At 50.2% G+C, this 15,101-nt stretch carries 14 protein-coding genes; 6 read left to right on the top strand and 8 right to left on the bottom strand.

Going from position 1 to position 15,101, the window contains the following annotated elements; all coding sequences use genetic code 11:
• Positions 1-123: 123 nt before the first annotated feature.
• On the bottom strand, positions 124-237 hold the full coding sequence (locus tag AS151_RS20550; RefSeq protein WP_084639369.1) for a transposase: 114 nt from the start codon (positions 235-237) through the stop codon (positions 124-126).
• On the opposite strand from AS151_RS20550, the gene tnpA reads away from it, so the two are divergent.
• Positions 237-569: an IS200/IS605 family transposase gene (tnpA, locus tag AS151_RS20545; protein ID WP_084639368.1), complete on the top strand. Its 333-nt coding sequence runs from the start codon at positions 237-239 to the stop codon at positions 567-569. The genes AS151_RS20550 and tnpA overlap by 1 nt on opposite strands.
• Before the next feature lie 353 nt (positions 570-922).
• Here tnpA and AS151_RS03250 read toward each other — a convergent pair whose 3' ends face one another.
• From AS151_RS03250 to pheT, 5 genes are all read right to left on the bottom strand, one after another.
• Positions 923-1,798 (bottom strand): 6-carboxytetrahydropterin synthase, encoded by an 876-nt coding sequence (locus AS151_RS03250; RefSeq protein WP_071515632.1) that lies wholly within the window; start codon positions 1,796-1,798, stop codon positions 923-925.
• An 82-nt stretch (positions 1,799-1,880) separates the two neighbouring features.
• On the bottom strand, positions 1,881-3,200 hold the full coding sequence (locus tag AS151_RS03245; protein WP_071515631.1) for a cytochrome P450: 1,320 nt from the start codon (positions 3,198-3,200) through the stop codon (positions 1,881-1,883).
• A 132-nt stretch (positions 3,201-3,332) separates the two neighbouring features.
• Positions 3,333-3,842 (bottom strand): Rieske (2Fe-2S) protein, encoded by a 510-nt coding sequence (locus AS151_RS03240; RefSeq protein WP_071515630.1) that lies wholly within the window; start codon positions 3,840-3,842, stop codon positions 3,333-3,335.
• A gap of 91 nt (positions 3,843-3,933) precedes the next feature.
• Positions 3,934-4,203 (bottom strand): YciI family protein, encoded by a 270-nt coding sequence (locus AS151_RS03235; protein ID WP_084639367.1) that lies wholly within the window; start codon positions 4,201-4,203, stop codon positions 3,934-3,936.
• Positions 4,204-4,286: 83 nt separating this feature from the next.
• Positions 4,287-6,740: a phenylalanine--tRNA ligase subunit beta gene (gene pheT, locus AS151_RS03230; RefSeq protein ID WP_071515628.1), complete on the bottom strand. Its 2,454-nt coding sequence runs from the start codon at positions 6,738-6,740 to the stop codon at positions 4,287-4,289.
• A gap of 396 nt (positions 6,741-7,136) precedes the next feature.
• Here pheT and AS151_RS03225 point away from each other — a divergent pair, with 396 nt between their 5' ends.
• Positions 7,137-8,768 carry a serine/threonine-protein kinase gene (locus AS151_RS03225; RefSeq protein ID WP_071515627.1) on the top strand — a complete coding sequence of 544 codons (1,632 nt, stop codon included), beginning with the start codon at positions 7,137-7,139 and terminating at the stop codon, positions 8,766-8,768.
• Positions 8,769-8,789: 21 nt separating this feature from the next.
• On the opposite strand, the gene AS151_RS03220 is transcribed toward AS151_RS03225, so the two are convergent.
• Positions 8,790-10,412 carry a CapA family protein gene (locus AS151_RS03220; protein ID WP_071515626.1) on the bottom strand — a complete coding sequence of 541 codons (1,623 nt, stop codon included), beginning with the start codon at positions 10,410-10,412 and terminating at the stop codon, positions 8,790-8,792.
• A 125-nt stretch (positions 10,413-10,537) separates the two neighbouring features.
• Here AS151_RS03220 and rfbB point away from each other — a divergent pair, with 125 nt between their 5' ends.
• The 4 genes from rfbB to AS151_RS03200 all read left to right on the top strand — a co-directional run bounded on the left by rfbB (position 10,538) and on the right by AS151_RS03200 (position 14,606).
• Positions 10,538-11,626, top strand: coding sequence for a dTDP-glucose 4,6-dehydratase (gene rfbB, locus AS151_RS03215; RefSeq protein ID WP_071515625.1), 1,089 nt, complete (start codon positions 10,538-10,540; stop codon positions 11,624-11,626).
• Positions 11,627-11,801: 175 nt separating this feature from the next.
• Positions 11,802-12,785: a zinc ABC transporter substrate-binding protein gene (locus AS151_RS03210; protein ID WP_071515624.1), complete on the top strand. Its 984-nt coding sequence runs from the start codon at positions 11,802-11,804 to the stop codon at positions 12,783-12,785.
• A gap of 171 nt (positions 12,786-12,956) precedes the next feature.
• Positions 12,957-13,724 (top strand): metal ABC transporter ATP-binding protein, encoded by a 768-nt coding sequence (locus AS151_RS03205; RefSeq protein WP_071515623.1) that lies wholly within the window; start codon positions 12,957-12,959, stop codon positions 13,722-13,724.
• 30 nt (positions 13,725-13,754) lie between these two features.
• The gene (locus AS151_RS03200) at positions 13,755-14,606 is read left to right on the top strand and encodes a metal ABC transporter permease (protein ID WP_071515637.1); all 852 of its coding nucleotides are present in this window, start codon (positions 13,755-13,757) and stop codon (positions 14,604-14,606) included.
• Between the two features lie 7 nt (positions 14,607-14,613).
• Here AS151_RS03200 and AS151_RS03195 read toward each other — a convergent pair whose 3' ends face one another.
• Complete coding sequence (locus tag AS151_RS03195; protein ID WP_071515622.1) at positions 14,614-14,934, bottom strand: hypothetical protein; 321 nt, start codon at positions 14,932-14,934, stop codon at positions 14,614-14,616.
• Positions 14,935-15,101: the final 167 nt, after the last annotated feature.

Here is a 15,101-nt window from a genome sequence, read left to right as displayed (position 1 = left end):
ACGTCCGGGCAGGGCGGAAAAATGCTCGTCGAGGGCAATGTCGCCGGGGATGGGTTAGCATAGCGAATCTATCTAGGCACACCCTATGAAGCGAGAATCTCACGAATAGAATTCGTGAGAGTGTCAATTGTCGTACCAGCGGTTGATGGACTTCAACTGCCGTCCATCAATGATGAAGCTATTGCCCTCAGTATCCACACAGGTCAGCCAGTTCTTTAAGCCGTGGTCAATCCCCAATGCCTTTTCAAAATCAACAGAGGACTCGACTTGCTCGTAGCGCTACACATCTACTGAACTATCACTTTGTCTGGATTCCCCGAAGGCGAAAGCCTGTGTTGCGAGGGGCGATAGCCAATCGTTGCAGGGAGTTGATATGGGATGCGGCGAAGGCTAATGATTGCCAGGTCGTATCCCTCGCCATTGAGCCAGATCGTGTGCATCTATTTATCAACTGTCCGTTAATGAAGATGCCTTCTATGTGGACATCTAGCTATTTTGTTTCAACGGCCGATCGTGTTAGCTGTGAGGTAATTCAGCGATATATTGAGGCTCAAGGGAAGAGTAGCTAGACTGAGCTGGGGGTAAAGCCCCAAGGTTGGCTGTATCCCCTGGCTGAAGCAGAGGGGTTTTATACCATTTCCTTAATAATATGCAAGAGATAATAGAGGAATTTTGGTAGGGGCGCAACGCGCGATCGCCCCTACCAGGGCAATTGAGGAATTCCAGACAATCGTTGTTTTTCAGAAATGGTATTAGTCTTCCCATGCTCTTTCTATGAAGAACCCCCTGGGAATTCCTTGCTAAGGGAAAAGCGCCCAGGGGGTGAGGATTTCCGCATTTTTTCCCCATCATCTGGGGAGGTTCTAGAAACGGGTCTGGGGTGGCAGTTGCATCTAGCTATCCGTGCCTACGTGGGGAATTGCTAGTTTCTGGCTAAAGCAGGTTCCTGCTGCTGGGAGGGAACGGCATCGGTTTCTGCCTGGCTAGCATAGACTTCGCAGGAATTATTGGGACTTTCGTATAGCTTAATTTTATAAAGTTGGGCGTCGGTTTGCTCTTGAATGGGGGTCTCCAGCAGCTGGCGAATGTAAACCGCAATATTTTCTGCGGTGGGCACCACTTGGGAAAAATAGGGAATATCGTAGTTCAGAAAATTGTGGTCGAACGGTTCCACCACATATTCTTCTACAATATTTTGCAGTTTTTCCAAATCGGCGACGGTTCCCAATCGGGGATGCATTTCTCCCTTCACCGTGACATCCAGGTGGTAGTTGTGACCGTGACCGTGGGGTCGGGCGCACTTGCCGTAGATTTCGTAGTTTTCTTCCAAGCTCAAATCCGGACGCGCTAGGCGGTGGGCGGCGCTAAAGTGGGTGCTAATGGTGAGATATGCTTCCATGCCGTCTCCGTAATATTCTGCCCAAAGTTGCGGGTGTTCGTAGACTTGAATTTTGACCAAGGGTAAGTGAGGGGACAAACGGTGCCAAATACTACGGGCTAAATTTTCCGTGGTTGGCAAGGTTTGCTGGAATTCCGGCCAAACATCGTTGAGATGGGAAAAATCCAGCTGCTCGGTGATTTCCTGACGAATGACGTGCTTGACCTCTGACAGGTTGAGGACCATGCCGTATTCGTCCAATTCGCCCACCATGGAAACGTACAGCACGTAGTTGTGTCCGTGTCCGGGAAAATTAGCAACGGGGCCAAATAAATCTCGGTTTTCTGCTTCGCTAAGTTCCGGCAGCCAATACCGATGGCTGGCAGAAAACTGCGCTCGGCGATTGATAATACATTTCATGAGAAATTGTAAAGGAACATTAACCAATTCCTTTTCTAGGATAAATCAACCCTTCCCTTTCTGGGGAAGATTGGCAGCATGGCTAGGAAGCATCAAGGCGATGGAAGTTCACCCGCAACCCATCCCGAGGACGAGGTGTCGGTGTAGAAACAATCTCTAAAGCCTTTTCGTCAAGCAGTTCCCATTGATAGTTGCGCAGCAAATGGGTGGCAAAAATTTTCATTTCCAACCGGGCAAATTCTTTACCCAAACATTCGCGGACACCGCCACCAAAAGGAACGTAACTAAACTGTTTGCCTTTCTCAGAACCATGAAAGCGATTGGGGTCAAATCGTTCCGGCTGCGGGTATACCCGAAGATCCTGATGGGTTTGGTCGATTTCATAAAGTACGTTCCAGCCTTGGGGAATGCGATAGCCGTGAAAATGGCACTCTTGCAAGACTTCTCGAAAACCACCGCCAACTGGCGGAATGAGACGCAGAACTTCCTGCAATACCTGTTCCAGATAGGTCATCTGTTTGAGTTTGTCTAAGGTTAAAGGTTCGCTGGCAGGGAATTGTTCTTGTTCGGCTCTGGCTTTGGCGAAAATACCTGGATGTTGTGCCATTAAGGAACAAAACGAGGCGAGGGAGGAGGTGAGGGTTTCGTGGCCGGCAAACAATAGCAACAGAATTTGGTCTTTTAATTCTGCCATGCTCAAGCGATCGCCGTTTTCATCCTCAGCTTGCAGCAGCAATCCCAAAGCATCGTTGCCCCAATCTTCTTGTTGTGGGCGCTGCTGGATAATATTTTCCAGTTCCACCAACAATTGGCGGCGACTTTGCCACGCTCGATAGAATTTCGTTCCCGGAAGGCGTAAGGGCAAAGAAAACAAACCTTGCACCCAAGTTTCAAATAAATTCCCCAATTGGCTTTGGCTACCCCGGTCTATCCCCACGAACAGCTTACAAGCAATATCCAACGTATAGTTTCTTAATTGTGGATACCAGGTCAACGTTTTTTGTTGTTCCCAATCCCGCAAATACTCCTGGGTGATGGCTTCCATGGTTTCGATGTAACCATCCAAAGCTCTGGGTTTAAAAGCCTGGCTTAACAGCTTTCGGCGTTGTTGGTGATGCCCTCCGGTTTGCAAGGCCAACGCCAACGGTCCCAGCAAAGCTTTCGTACTGGGGGGCCAGGTAACGGAAAAATATTTATTTTCGTTGGTCAGAACAAAGCGATTGGCTTCGGCCCCTTTGATAAATACAGTGGGCTTGCCAAACAAGCGGGTTTTAAAAATGGGTCCGTAACTTTGATGGCGCTTCTTAGCAAATTCCGAATCCCGTAAAAAGCTTACGGTCTTGCCAAGAATAGGCGCGCCTAAATCTCCGGGAGGCAAAGGGAGGGCTGTTTTTTGAGCCATAAAAACACTTCAATAATCAAGAGAAGGACAAAAACTAGAAGCAGATATATGTTTTCGGCTCTTAACGTAACATCAAAATTCGCCATCTGTCTGCGAGGGAGCTTCTAAGAAAAACAGCAATTGCCGGCGATTTTAGCTAACTTTCACTAAAACTTCTTCCCCCTCTACCTTGGTTTCGTAAGTAGCTAGGGGTTCCCGGGCCGGTCCTTCCAAAACGGCACCGTCAAAAGCAAATTCGGAACCGTGGCAGGGGCAAGAAAATTGCTGGGCTTCCGTTTGCCATTCCACTTCGCACTCCCGGTGGGGGCAAGTGGCGTTGGAGGCAAACAGTTGTTCGGGGTTGTCGGGATGGCGAACGACAATAATGGGGGTTTCGTTGATGGTGGCTGCTAGCCGACCTTCCGCATCTAGAGCAGCCAGGGTACCTACGGCTTGGAATCCGTTGCCATTGGCTGGGGCTTCCGTTTCGCTTTCTTGGGGATTTTCCGCAGTTTCCGCCGTGGCGGTGTTGTTGGCACGATCGCCATTGGTAGCTGGGGTTTGATTTTGCTGGTTGCCAGGGGTGCAAGCGGCTATCAAGCTAGGTAGGAAGGCAACCAACCAACCCAAGCCAAAGTAACTGAGAAAAGAACGGCGTTTCATAAATTGGGTTAGCTCCTTTTTGCCGACAGTCTCTATACTTTTAAATTGTAGAGATTTCTGTTCGAGTAGCAAGTTAGCTGGCAGCTGAGTGCTAAAAGGCCTGAATCCATTCTTTAACTTCGTATGCGGTCCAAATGCCGTTTTGCCAGTAGGGGTCCGACTCGATGAGCTGGCGAACGGTTTCTTCGCTGTCGGCTTCGTAGATGCCAAATACTTTGGTGTTGTCTTTGGTGGGTCCTAGGGTGATGAGGGTTCCAGCTTCTTTTTGCGCTCGCAAGCCGTCTAAATGGGCTTGACGGTAGGGCGTCCGTTTTTCCAGGGCATTTTCACAATAGCTGCCCCACATAATGTATTTCGGCATTGGCGTTTTCGATCGTTTCCTAACAAATGGGTTGGGGTAGCCGACCTCACTGGGGGCGGGTCTGACTACCCTACAACGTGATTTTAACTTCTCAAGGTGACGCCAAACTGGGAAGTCAGGCGATCGCGAATTTTCTGCTGCACCGGATCCACTTCTTCATCGGTGAGAGTGCGATCGCTGGCTCGATACAACAAACGAAAGGCCAAGCTGCGTTCCCCTTCCGGCACATTTTCACCACGGTATTCATCAAACAGCTCCACCGAAGCCAATAACTTCCCGCCAGCCTTGCGCATGGTTTGTACCAGCGACGCCACAGAAACATTCACCGGCACAAAAAACGCCAAATCCCGCTCAGTGGCAGGGAACGTCCCATACGCCTCAAATCGATTGATACGCTGGGCATAGTGTTTGTCAGCCCCCAACGCCGCCAGCAACACATCGCCGTCAAGCTGAAATACATACACCGGTACCGTCAATCCCCGTTCGGCAAGCAAGGTTGGGTGCAACTGACCGAAAACGCCGGCTTGCTGGCCGCGCAGGTGCAAAGAAGCGGTTCTGCCGGGGTGCAGGGAAACTTGATAACCGCTGCCGTCGTAGGGGCGATAGTCCCAAGAAATCCCCAACCGCTGGCAGGCATTTTCCAGAATTCCCTTGGCTTCGTACCATCCCAAAGGCTGTTCCTGACCGCTGCGTATCCAACGTCCTTGGGTCGGGTCACCTCCCATCACCCCAGCGATCGCATTTTTCTCCTGCAACTGGTCCCCTTGCTGGTAAAAAATCCGGCCAAGTTCAAATCCATGCAAAGCGCGGTTGCCCCGTTCCCAGTTGTATTGGAACGCATCCACTAACGCCGGCAGCATTTCCGCGCGCAAAGCCGAATACTCTGCCAGCAGGGGATTGGCAATTTCCACGCGGTTTTGATGGTCTGGTTTCACCAACGAATAATGGATCAGCTCCGTCAAACCGGCAGCACGAAAAGCCGCACGCATCTGCCGGGTGAGCTGCTGTTCGGCACCCAAATCCCCCGCCATGGCTGTTTTTGGTAAAGACGCCACCAAGCGGTCGTAGCCCACCATGCGTGCCACTTCTTCAATCAGGTCCACTTCCCGCTCCAAATCCCGGGCGCGATAGGGAGGAACCGTAACTTGCCAGGTGTCGCCTTGCGCGATCGCATCGCATCCCAAAGCCACCAAAGACCGTTCGATTTCTTGGCGACTCAACTCCGTAACTTCACCATCTTCCTGGCGTACGCAACCCAGCAGATCCCGCACCCGCGAAAGACGCAGGGGAATGGTATGGGTCATGTGGGCAACGCTACCGCGGCTATCGGCGCGGTCTTGCACGGTGACGCGACCCCCAGCCAACTCTACCATCAGGGCCAAAGCACGCTGGCAGGCATGGTCCAATTCCGCCTGGTTGACGCCCCGTTCGTAGCGCGTGGAAGCTTCCGTACGCAATCCGGCCGCTCTCGCCGAACGTCGTACGGTGACAGCATCGAACAAAGCGGCTTCTAGAAAAACATGGGTGGTGCTGTCGCTGACTTCCGTGGTTTCGCCCCCCATCACCCCAGCCAAGGCCACGGGTTGGTCGTTGGCGACAATGGCTAAGTTCTGGCTGCTGAGGGCACGTTCTTCGCCATCGAGGGTGCGCAGGGATTCCCCTTCCCGGGCGTAGCGAACGCCGATGGTGAGGGTTTGGCTGCCGGTTTCTTGCTGCAAGCGATCGCGATCGAAGGCATGTAGGGGCTGCCCCCACTCCCACAGCACGTAGTTGGTAATATCAACAATATTGTTAATCGGTCGCATGCCGGCAGCGTGCAGGCGTTGTTGCAACCAATCGGGGGAAGGACCCACTTGTACCCCTTCAATCAGGGTACCGATATACGCCGGGCAAGCTGGGGCGGTTTCCACCGAAATCCCTAGGGCCGGATTGGTTTGGGTGTCTGGAACTGGTGCCTCGGGCAAACGCAGGGATGTACCGGTAATGGCAGCAATTTCCCTAGCAATGCCCACCATGCTCAGGGCATCAGCGCGGTTGGCGGTGGAGGTGACATCTAAAATCACATCGTCCAATCCCAACCACGGACGAGCATCGCTGCCCACTTGGAGCGATTTGCTTTCGTCAAAAATATAAATTCCTGGAGATTCTTTTTCCAAACCCAATTCGGCTAGGGAACAAATCATCCCTTCTGAAGCCACGCCCCGCATTTTTCTGGGCTTAATGGTTAAATCGACAATGGGAAGATAGGTGCCGACTTGGGCCACCAGAACGTATGCCCCTGTACGGACGTTGGCAGCACCGCACACAATGGTGGAAGGACTGTCGGTGCCAATATCGACTTGGCAGACGCTCAATTTATCGGCGTTGGGATGGGATTGGCAATCGGTGACTCGACCGACCACCACACCCTCCGCCCACTGGCGGCGGTCTTCAATTTCCTCGACCTCAAATCCCGACATGGTCAAGGTTTCGGCTAGCTCTTGGGGGGACATATTGATGTCCACCAGCTCCTGCAACCATTTCAGAGATATACGCATCTTACGGCAGCACTGACGTTAGCCTGAATATTGTACCGCGCCTGGTTTTTTTTGACGGCGATCGCGAGGGAATGAATTCTGCCAACCGGCCAAATTTGTGGGGAAAGGGGATAGAATGGAAATGTTTTGCCACCCATATACGGCTGAGCGCATAGCCCCCTATAGCCAAGGGATAGAAATATACAGAACCACAAACTAGGTGGGGAAACTATGCCACAATGCTGTAGTTGTTTCGTTTTCATGGGAATTCTTATAGAGAAGTACAATCGTTGAAGAATCCTCGTTATCGGGTCGTGGTGGCCTTTATGGCATTATGGAGAAAATCTCCCGAGCGACGAGCAATTTTCTATTGCGGCTCTAAAGACACTTTTTATACATGATAGGCTGGTGAGTTGAATGAGCTATTGCGTCAATCCGATTTGTTCGGCACCGGAAAATCCGGAGGATGCCAAGACTTGTCGTGCCTGCGGGGGCAAACTAACCCTCAACGGGCGCTATCGAGTTTTGCAAGCTCTGGGTCAAGGGGGATTTGGGGCTACGTTTCTCGGCCGCGATCGCGGACTGCCGGGCAATCCCATTTGCGTTCTCAAACAGCTACGCCCGGCAGCTACTTCCACGCAGGTTATGGATATGGCGAGGGAGTTGTTCTTTCGGGAGGCCACCACCCTAGGGAAAGTGGGCGACCACCCACAGGTGCCGCGATTGTTGGATTATTTTGAAGAAAATACTCATTTTTATCTAGTACAGGAATACGTTGAAGGGGCTACATTAAAGCAAGAAGTCAAACGGGAAGGGGTCTTTAGCGAGGAAAAGGTCAAGCAGGTTTTGTACGAGCTGCTGCCTTTATTAAAATACCTGCACGGCCAAGAAGTCATTCACCGGGATATCAAACCAGCCAATATCCTCCGCCGCCAGATTGACAATCGTTTGGTACTCATTGATTTTGGGGCAGTGAAAGACCGGGTTACCCAAACGGCAATTGCTGCAGGGGAACAAAGTGCTTTCACTTCCTTTGCCATCGGTACGCCGGGATTTGCACCGCCGGAACAAATGGCTCTGCGTCCGGTATATGGCAGCGATCTTTATGCTTTGGGCGTGACTTGTCTGTTTTTGCTCACCGGCCAGTCGCCCAAAAAACTGGGATACGACCCCAATACCGGAGAAATTCATTGGAAAGACAAAGTTTCCGTTAGCCCCCACTTGGAAAACGTGCTGGCGAAAATGCTGGAAATTTCGGTACGCGATCGCTTCCAAAGTGCCGAACAAGTTTTGCAAGCCCTTCAGCAACCGCCACGGCAGGCACCGCCACCACCTCCCCAAGGCAAAAACGACAATCAAAACGACGATGACTTGAGTCAAGGTTTGGTTACCAATATTCGCCCTCCTTCTGCCCGGGAGGAAACGTATATTGCCCCCGAACAGACCCACATGTCCCAGGTAGAACGGCAAGCCCAATCCATTCGCGCGCGCCGCGATCGCAGCGATGGCCACCAAACAGGCGATCGCCGCAACCACTCGAAAATTACCCGCTCCCCTTCCCAATCGCAGCCGCCAGCCACCCAGCCCCAACGCACCGGTCGCACCAATCCGCCGACCAGCGCCCTGAAAAGAATGGATGCGCATACCCTGCGCACTGCCTATCGCCAAGGAAAGCGCGATTTTGTTTCCCTCGACCTCAGCGGCGTCAATCTGGCCAAAGCCAATCTTTCCAGCGCCCTGTTTCACCAGTCCAAGCTCATTCAAGCCAATTTACAAGGTGCCGATCTATCCAGAAGCAACTTCAGCCGCGCCCGCCTGAACAAAGCCAAAATGCGCAATGCCAATCTCACCGAGTCTTACTTGGGGTATGCCAATCTGGCCGGTGCTGACTTGCGTGGTGCTACGTTAACGGATGCTTACATGCGCTATGCCAACCTACGGGATGCAAACCTGTGCGGTGCCGATCTTTCTGGTGCGAACGTGACAGAAGAGCAAATTGCCATGGCCAAAACCAATTGGCTGACAGTCAAGCCCTATGGAAAGCGATGAAACTGTCCATAGGAAATTCGCCTACTTGCGCGCGTGGATAACCCCTTGTGCGTCAATTTTGACAGGCGTATGGGGAAAATCCTGTTGGGTGAGCTGGCGGATTAAGCGTACGCTGCGGGATTTGGGGTCAGGATGGGGAATGCCGCGAGCATCCAAACGAACCGGTAATATTTTTCCTGCCTGAAATTCGCCGTTGGGGTCAAGCTTGACTTCTAAAACCAAAGAATCTCCCAACTGGGCTTTGGTGGGAAGGGTCTGATAGCCCAGAAAATTACCCAAAGAATAGGCAACTAGGCGTCCTTGGTAGAGTTCCAAAGCACGCGGTACGTGGGGACCGTGTCCCAAAATTAAGTCAGCTCCCGCTTCAATGGCAGCTCTGGAAAAAGCCACCATATTGCCGCGGTTCTCACCAAAGAAATATTCCGTGCGATCGCGAACCCGCAAAGCCCCCGTTCCTTCGGCACCAGCGTGAACGGAAACAATAACAATATCAGCATGGGCATCTGCTTTTTGGATTGACACCCTCGCAGCATCTAATTTACGAATACTATTGTGTTGGTCGAAATAGCTAAACCCGATCCAAGCAATGGTGAATCCTTTCACCTCCACAAAAACACTGCGGTTTTTCTGCCCCACAGCTCGCATTTTTGCCTTTTGAATGTAATGAATAGTGTCTTGAAACCCTTTTTCTCCAAAATCAAAGGAATGGTTGTTGGCAATATTAAGAACATCAAACCCCGCCGCCTGCAACTCCCGCGCGTATCCTGGTGGCGTGCGAAAAGCAAAAACACGAGGGCTGGCAACATTTTTTGCCGCGATGGAATGGTTGGTCAAGGTACTTTCAAAGTTGCCAAATACCAAATCGGCATCCTGCAGCAGCGGCTGTACCGATTGCAGTAAAGTAGAGGGGTTCGGTGGCAGACGATTGGATCCAAAACTTTGGCTGGGAATAATATCTCCCACCGCTTTAATGGAAATGGTAATTTCTGGTTGGGCTTGGTTGACAGTATCCAAATAGCGGCGAAATTGATTTTCCAGTTCCAGGGATTCCCAGGAAGGCAACGTAGCTAGTCGCGGCGGTTCTTGTAGATTGAGGGTAACGGCTAGATGGTTGCTACCATACCGCAGCCGAGACGCCATTTCCGGCCAAATTTGCGATCGCCAGTAGGTAACAAGAGTTTCCATCCCCCCATGCAAGAAACGCACGGGGTCGTTGCCGCTTTGCCAAACGGTGCCCACCAACAATCCCATCATGCCGGCAATCAACCCTATCTGTTTGGCTTTTTTCTTGAAGATAGGTGGGGATGGGGCAACAGGAACGTGGTTTGGCTTCGGGGTTGGCTGTGAGGAAACGTTGACTTGAAAGCGATGCTGCCATACATGCGATTGCATGCCGTGCTGGCAGCCGTACACTTCAATAGTGGCGGGAAACATAATGCCCAAGCGATGGAACCCGCGATCCAAAACCTGCAAGCAAGGAGACTGCGGTGGGGGGTTTGTAGAAACTAAAAATACGTACAAGCAGTTTCCCCGGCGTTTCACAGCGACCTGGATCCCCCAAGCTTGCAAAGATTGGGCAATTAACAGGGCGATCGCTTTTTCGTTTCCCTGTTGGGCTAAGGTGACAATTTTGGCAGAACCCACAAGCACACTCCTCACACAACAACATCTTCAGCCGATAAAAAATTTTTCCGAACTCTTGTAGGAACACCCGCTAAAATTGGCTGTATTGTGGATAGATGAGCATTGTTTGAGCGTCTTTTTTTTTCATGGTAGATAGCAGCACAGTACAATTCATACGTTCTTCGCCTCGCCGCTTGTTGGTGACTGGCGGGGCAGGATTTATTGGTTCCAATTTTGTGCGTTATTGGTGCCACCACTATCCCCAAGACCGGGTGGTAGTGGTCGATGCCCTCACCTACGCGGGAAACTGGCAGAACCTTGCCGATTTAACCTCCCATCCCCAGTTTCGCTTCGTCAAAGGGGATATTTGCGATCGCTCCCTCATCGACAACCTGCTGGCAGCAGAAGCGATCGATACCATCGTTCATTTTGCTGCCGAATCCCACGTCGATCGTTCGATTTTAGCCCCCGATGCGTTTATTCAAACCAATATTGTGGGCACGTTTGCCCTGCTAGAAGCATTTCGCCATCACCATCCCTCCCAAGACCATCCCATCTTCGTTCATGTATCTACCGATGAAGTATACGGTAGTTTGAGTGGTGACGATCCGGCTTTTTGCGAAACCACACCCTATGCCCCCAACAGCCCCTATTCCGCTTCCAAAGCTGGTAGCGACCATTTGGTGCGTGCCTACTACGCTACTTATCAAGTTCCCACAATTATTACCAACTGTTCCAACAATTACGGCCCCTATCAGTTTCCCGAAAAATTAATTCCCCTGATGTGTATTAACATTCTATTGGGGCAATCCTTACCAGTTTACGGCGACGGGCAAAATATACGCGATTGGCTGTATGCCATTGACCACTGTCGGGCGTTGGATGGCGTCATTCACCAATCGCCGCCGGGAGAAACCTATAACATCGGTGGCAACAATGAGGTAAAAAATATCGATTTGGTGCGTATTTTATGTAAATTGATGGACGAACTAGCTCCCAATTTACCCGTATATCCTAGCGATCGCTTGATTACTTTTGTCAAAGATCGACCCGGTCACGACCGCCGCTATGCGATCGATGCCAGCAAAATTCAAACTCAACTCGGTTGGTCTCCCTCCGTCACCATCGAAGAAGGCTTGCGTCAAACCGTACAGTGGTACCTCGCCAATCGTAGCTGGTGGGAACCCCTGTTAGGCGAACAATACCAAGCCTATTACCGCCAAGTGTATAGCTAACCGAAATATTTCTTATAATCATCGCGATCGCAATTCTCCCAAACCAGGAAAATCCCAGGAGACGCAACCACCAAGACGAAAAAGCCACAGCTACCCTATTGCAAATTTCCCCTAGGCAGGCATAGAATAAAAATGATAATCATTATCACGACACGAGCTGCCTAGAGGTCACGATATGAAATTGCCACTATTTCCCACCTTCCTTTCAGTGCTTCTGGGAAGCATATCTTTAATGGGAATAGCCGGATGTGGTTCCAACTCCAACGTTGCCAACGACGCTACAACCACTTCCGAGACCGCCCAACCAGCAGCAGAAAGCGAACCATCCGTTACCGACACCATGCAAATAGCAGTTAGCATCCTCCCGCAAAAATACTTCGTCAAACGTATCGGCGGCGACACAACCAACGTTACCGTCATGGTTCCCCCAGACGCCAGCCCTGCCACCTACGAACCCAAACCCAATCAGCTACAAAGTCTCAGTCAAGCCGCCGTCTACTTTCGCATTGGCGTTCCCTTTGAAAATGCGTGGATGGAGAAAATGACCGCTGCCAACACCGACATGTCCGTAGTCGATACGCGTCAAGGAATCGACTTGCGACCTATGAATGCCCACCATCATCACAACGGACACCACCATCATACCAACAACGGCGGCGCTGAAAGCATGGAAAATCCCGACCCCCATATCTGGCTTTCGCCGCAACGGGTCAAAGTGCAAGCCCAAACCATTTACGAAACCCTAGCTAAGATGAACCCAGAAAATCGCAATACCTACAAAGAAAATCTAGATGAATTTTTAGCTGATATCGAAGAACTGGATGGGTACATTCAAGAGAAATTATCGGGTTTGGAAAACCGCAAATTTATGGTTTTTCATCCTTCATGGGGATATTTTGCCGCCGATTACAATTTGGAAATGATTCCTATTGAAGTGGGCGGTCAAGAACCTAGTGCTTCCGAAATGGCTGCCTTGGTGAAAACGGCAAAACAGGAAAATATTAAGGTGGTTTTTGCGCAGCCGCAATTTAACACCAAAGATGCCCAAACTATTGCTCAAGAAATTAACGGTCAAGTGGTTTCTCTCGATCCTTTAGCTCCCAATTGGTCGGAAAATTTACGGAAAGCAGCAGATACTTTTGCTGAAGTTTTGAAATAAGCTAGCTGTGATTTTCTTATACCCCCTTTGGCAGGCTCGGCGCTGTCTTTTTAAGGGGGTTTCGGATTTGAGTTCTAGCCGAGTTGCATTTTAGAGAAGCGGATTTCGTATCAAGTTCAATTATTGGTTTTGTTTTTATCTATGCAAAATACAGCGATTGAGTCTCTGTCTATGAATGCCACGCAATCTAAAGAAGTGATTTCTATTCAAGGTTTGTCGGTACGATACAACCGACATTTGGTTTTAGAGAATATTCATCTGTCGGTGAAAGAACGAGATTTTATCGGTTTGATTGGTCCCAATGGGGGCGGCAAAACGACTTTGTTTAAAGTTCTGTTGGGATTGGCAAAGCCAGTTTCCGGTCGCGTGAAAATTCTTGATAAAAATATTCGACGGGGTAGGCGATATATTGGTTACGTTCCCCAACTGGCAAAATTCGATCGCGATTTTCCCATTAATGTTTGGGAAGTGGTACGGATGGGGCGTTTGGGGAAACGTCCGTTGCTCAAAAGTTATACGGCTAAAGATGATGAAGTGGTAGCTCAAGTATTGCAGCAGGTGGAAATGTGGCATTTGCGCGATCGCCCCATGGGCGAACTTTCGGGAGGGCAGCAGCAGCGAACCTATATTGCCAGGGCGCTGGCATCGGAACCGGAAATTTTGCTGTTAGACGAACCGACGGCAAGTATTGACCCGCAATTGAGTGCGAGTATTTACGATTTGCTGGAAAAACTCAACGAAAATATTACGATTTTAATGGTTTCCCACGATATGGGCGCGATCGCTTCCCATGTAAAGAGTGTTGGCTGTCTCAACCGACATTTGTACTACCACGGGGAAAAATTGCTCACACCGGAAATGTTGGAGGAAGCTTATCAATGCCCCATTGATTTAATTGCCCACGGTGTTCCCCATCGGGTTTATCCAGAACATCCTTAGTTGTTTTTTTGAGATTTTCGATTGTTGTTTATGCTAGAAGCTCTACAGTTTGATTTCATGCGCAATGCCATTTTGGCAGGGATTTTGGTGAGTATTGCTTGCGGGATTATTGGTACGTTTGTGGTGCTTAACCGAATTGTTTTTATTAGCGGTGGTATTGCCCATGCTGCCTACGGCGGCATTGGGATGGGCTATTTTTTTCGTTTCAATCCGGTTTACGGGGCGATCGCGTTTAGTTTGCTGGCAGCTTTGGCGATGGGATGGGTTCACCGCCACACCCAGCAACGAACGGATACGATTATTGGGGTGATGTGGGCAATTGGTATGTCTGTGGGGATTATTTTGGTGGATTTAACGCCGGGATACAAAGCCACTTTGAGAAGCTATTTGTTTGGCAGTATTTTGGCGGTTCCCACTCAAGAATTGTGGTTGATGCTGGCGGTGGATGGGTTGGTTTTGGCAATTGTTTGGCTGTTTTATAAGGAACTGCTGGCGATTTCGTTTGACGAAACGTTTGCTATTATTCGCAATGTGCCCGTGGATGGGATTTATTTGCTGTTAATGAGCGCGATCGCGTTGACGGTGGTTATGATGATGCGGGTGGTGGGATTGATTATGGTGATTGCGTTGCTGACAATGCCGGCAGCTATTGGCAATCAATGGGTCAAGGAGATGAAAACGATGATGGTGGTGGCAAGTGGTTTGGGAATTGTGTTTACTGTGACGGGCTTGTGGCTGTCGTATGCCTTCGATTTGACTTCTGGGGCTACTATTATTTTGGTGGCAGGAGGGGGGTATACCCTGAGTTTGGCTATTAAGTCTCTATACCGGCAAAGCCACCGCCGCCTTTCCCAGGAAGCCAGCCAACAAGCACACAGGTAGGCAAGATTTAGGAAATTTTTTCGTGCAGTTGGGCGGTGGTTGCTTCGGTATAAGGTTCTACCAAGCTGGTGTTGGTACAGTAGCGATCGATAAAATCTTGGCACTGCTTTGGCGTATGGGGAACAATGGTCCAAAAGGTTCGTTTGTTCTGGGGGCAAACGATTCCCAGACAACCACGGAAATTGACCACAATTTTCCAATCTCGGTAGCTGATATGGCATTTGTCTGCGGGATACCAAATTTGCCATCCACGGATGCTAACCAATACATGCCCTGGGGCAAAATCAAGAACAATGCCTTCTCCTCCCGGACTTTTAACGCGAATCATAGACCATCTCCTCGGTGTAGCGGTCTTGATGAAGTTTTTAATTTTCTTCTCTATCCGAGATTATACGTAAATTGTACAGGGGTGTTTGAGACTTGTATCGCCCACCGCCTTTATCGCGATCGCAGGGTTGTCCCATCCATATCAACCTCAATGTCGTACCAAATCGC

This window comes from Geitlerinema sp. PCC 9228 (assembly GCF_001870905.1).
GTDB lineage: Bacteria > Cyanobacteriota > Cyanobacteriia > Cyanobacteriales > PCC-9228 > PCC-9228.
This window is presented reverse-complemented; position numbering and strand designations above follow the sequence as displayed.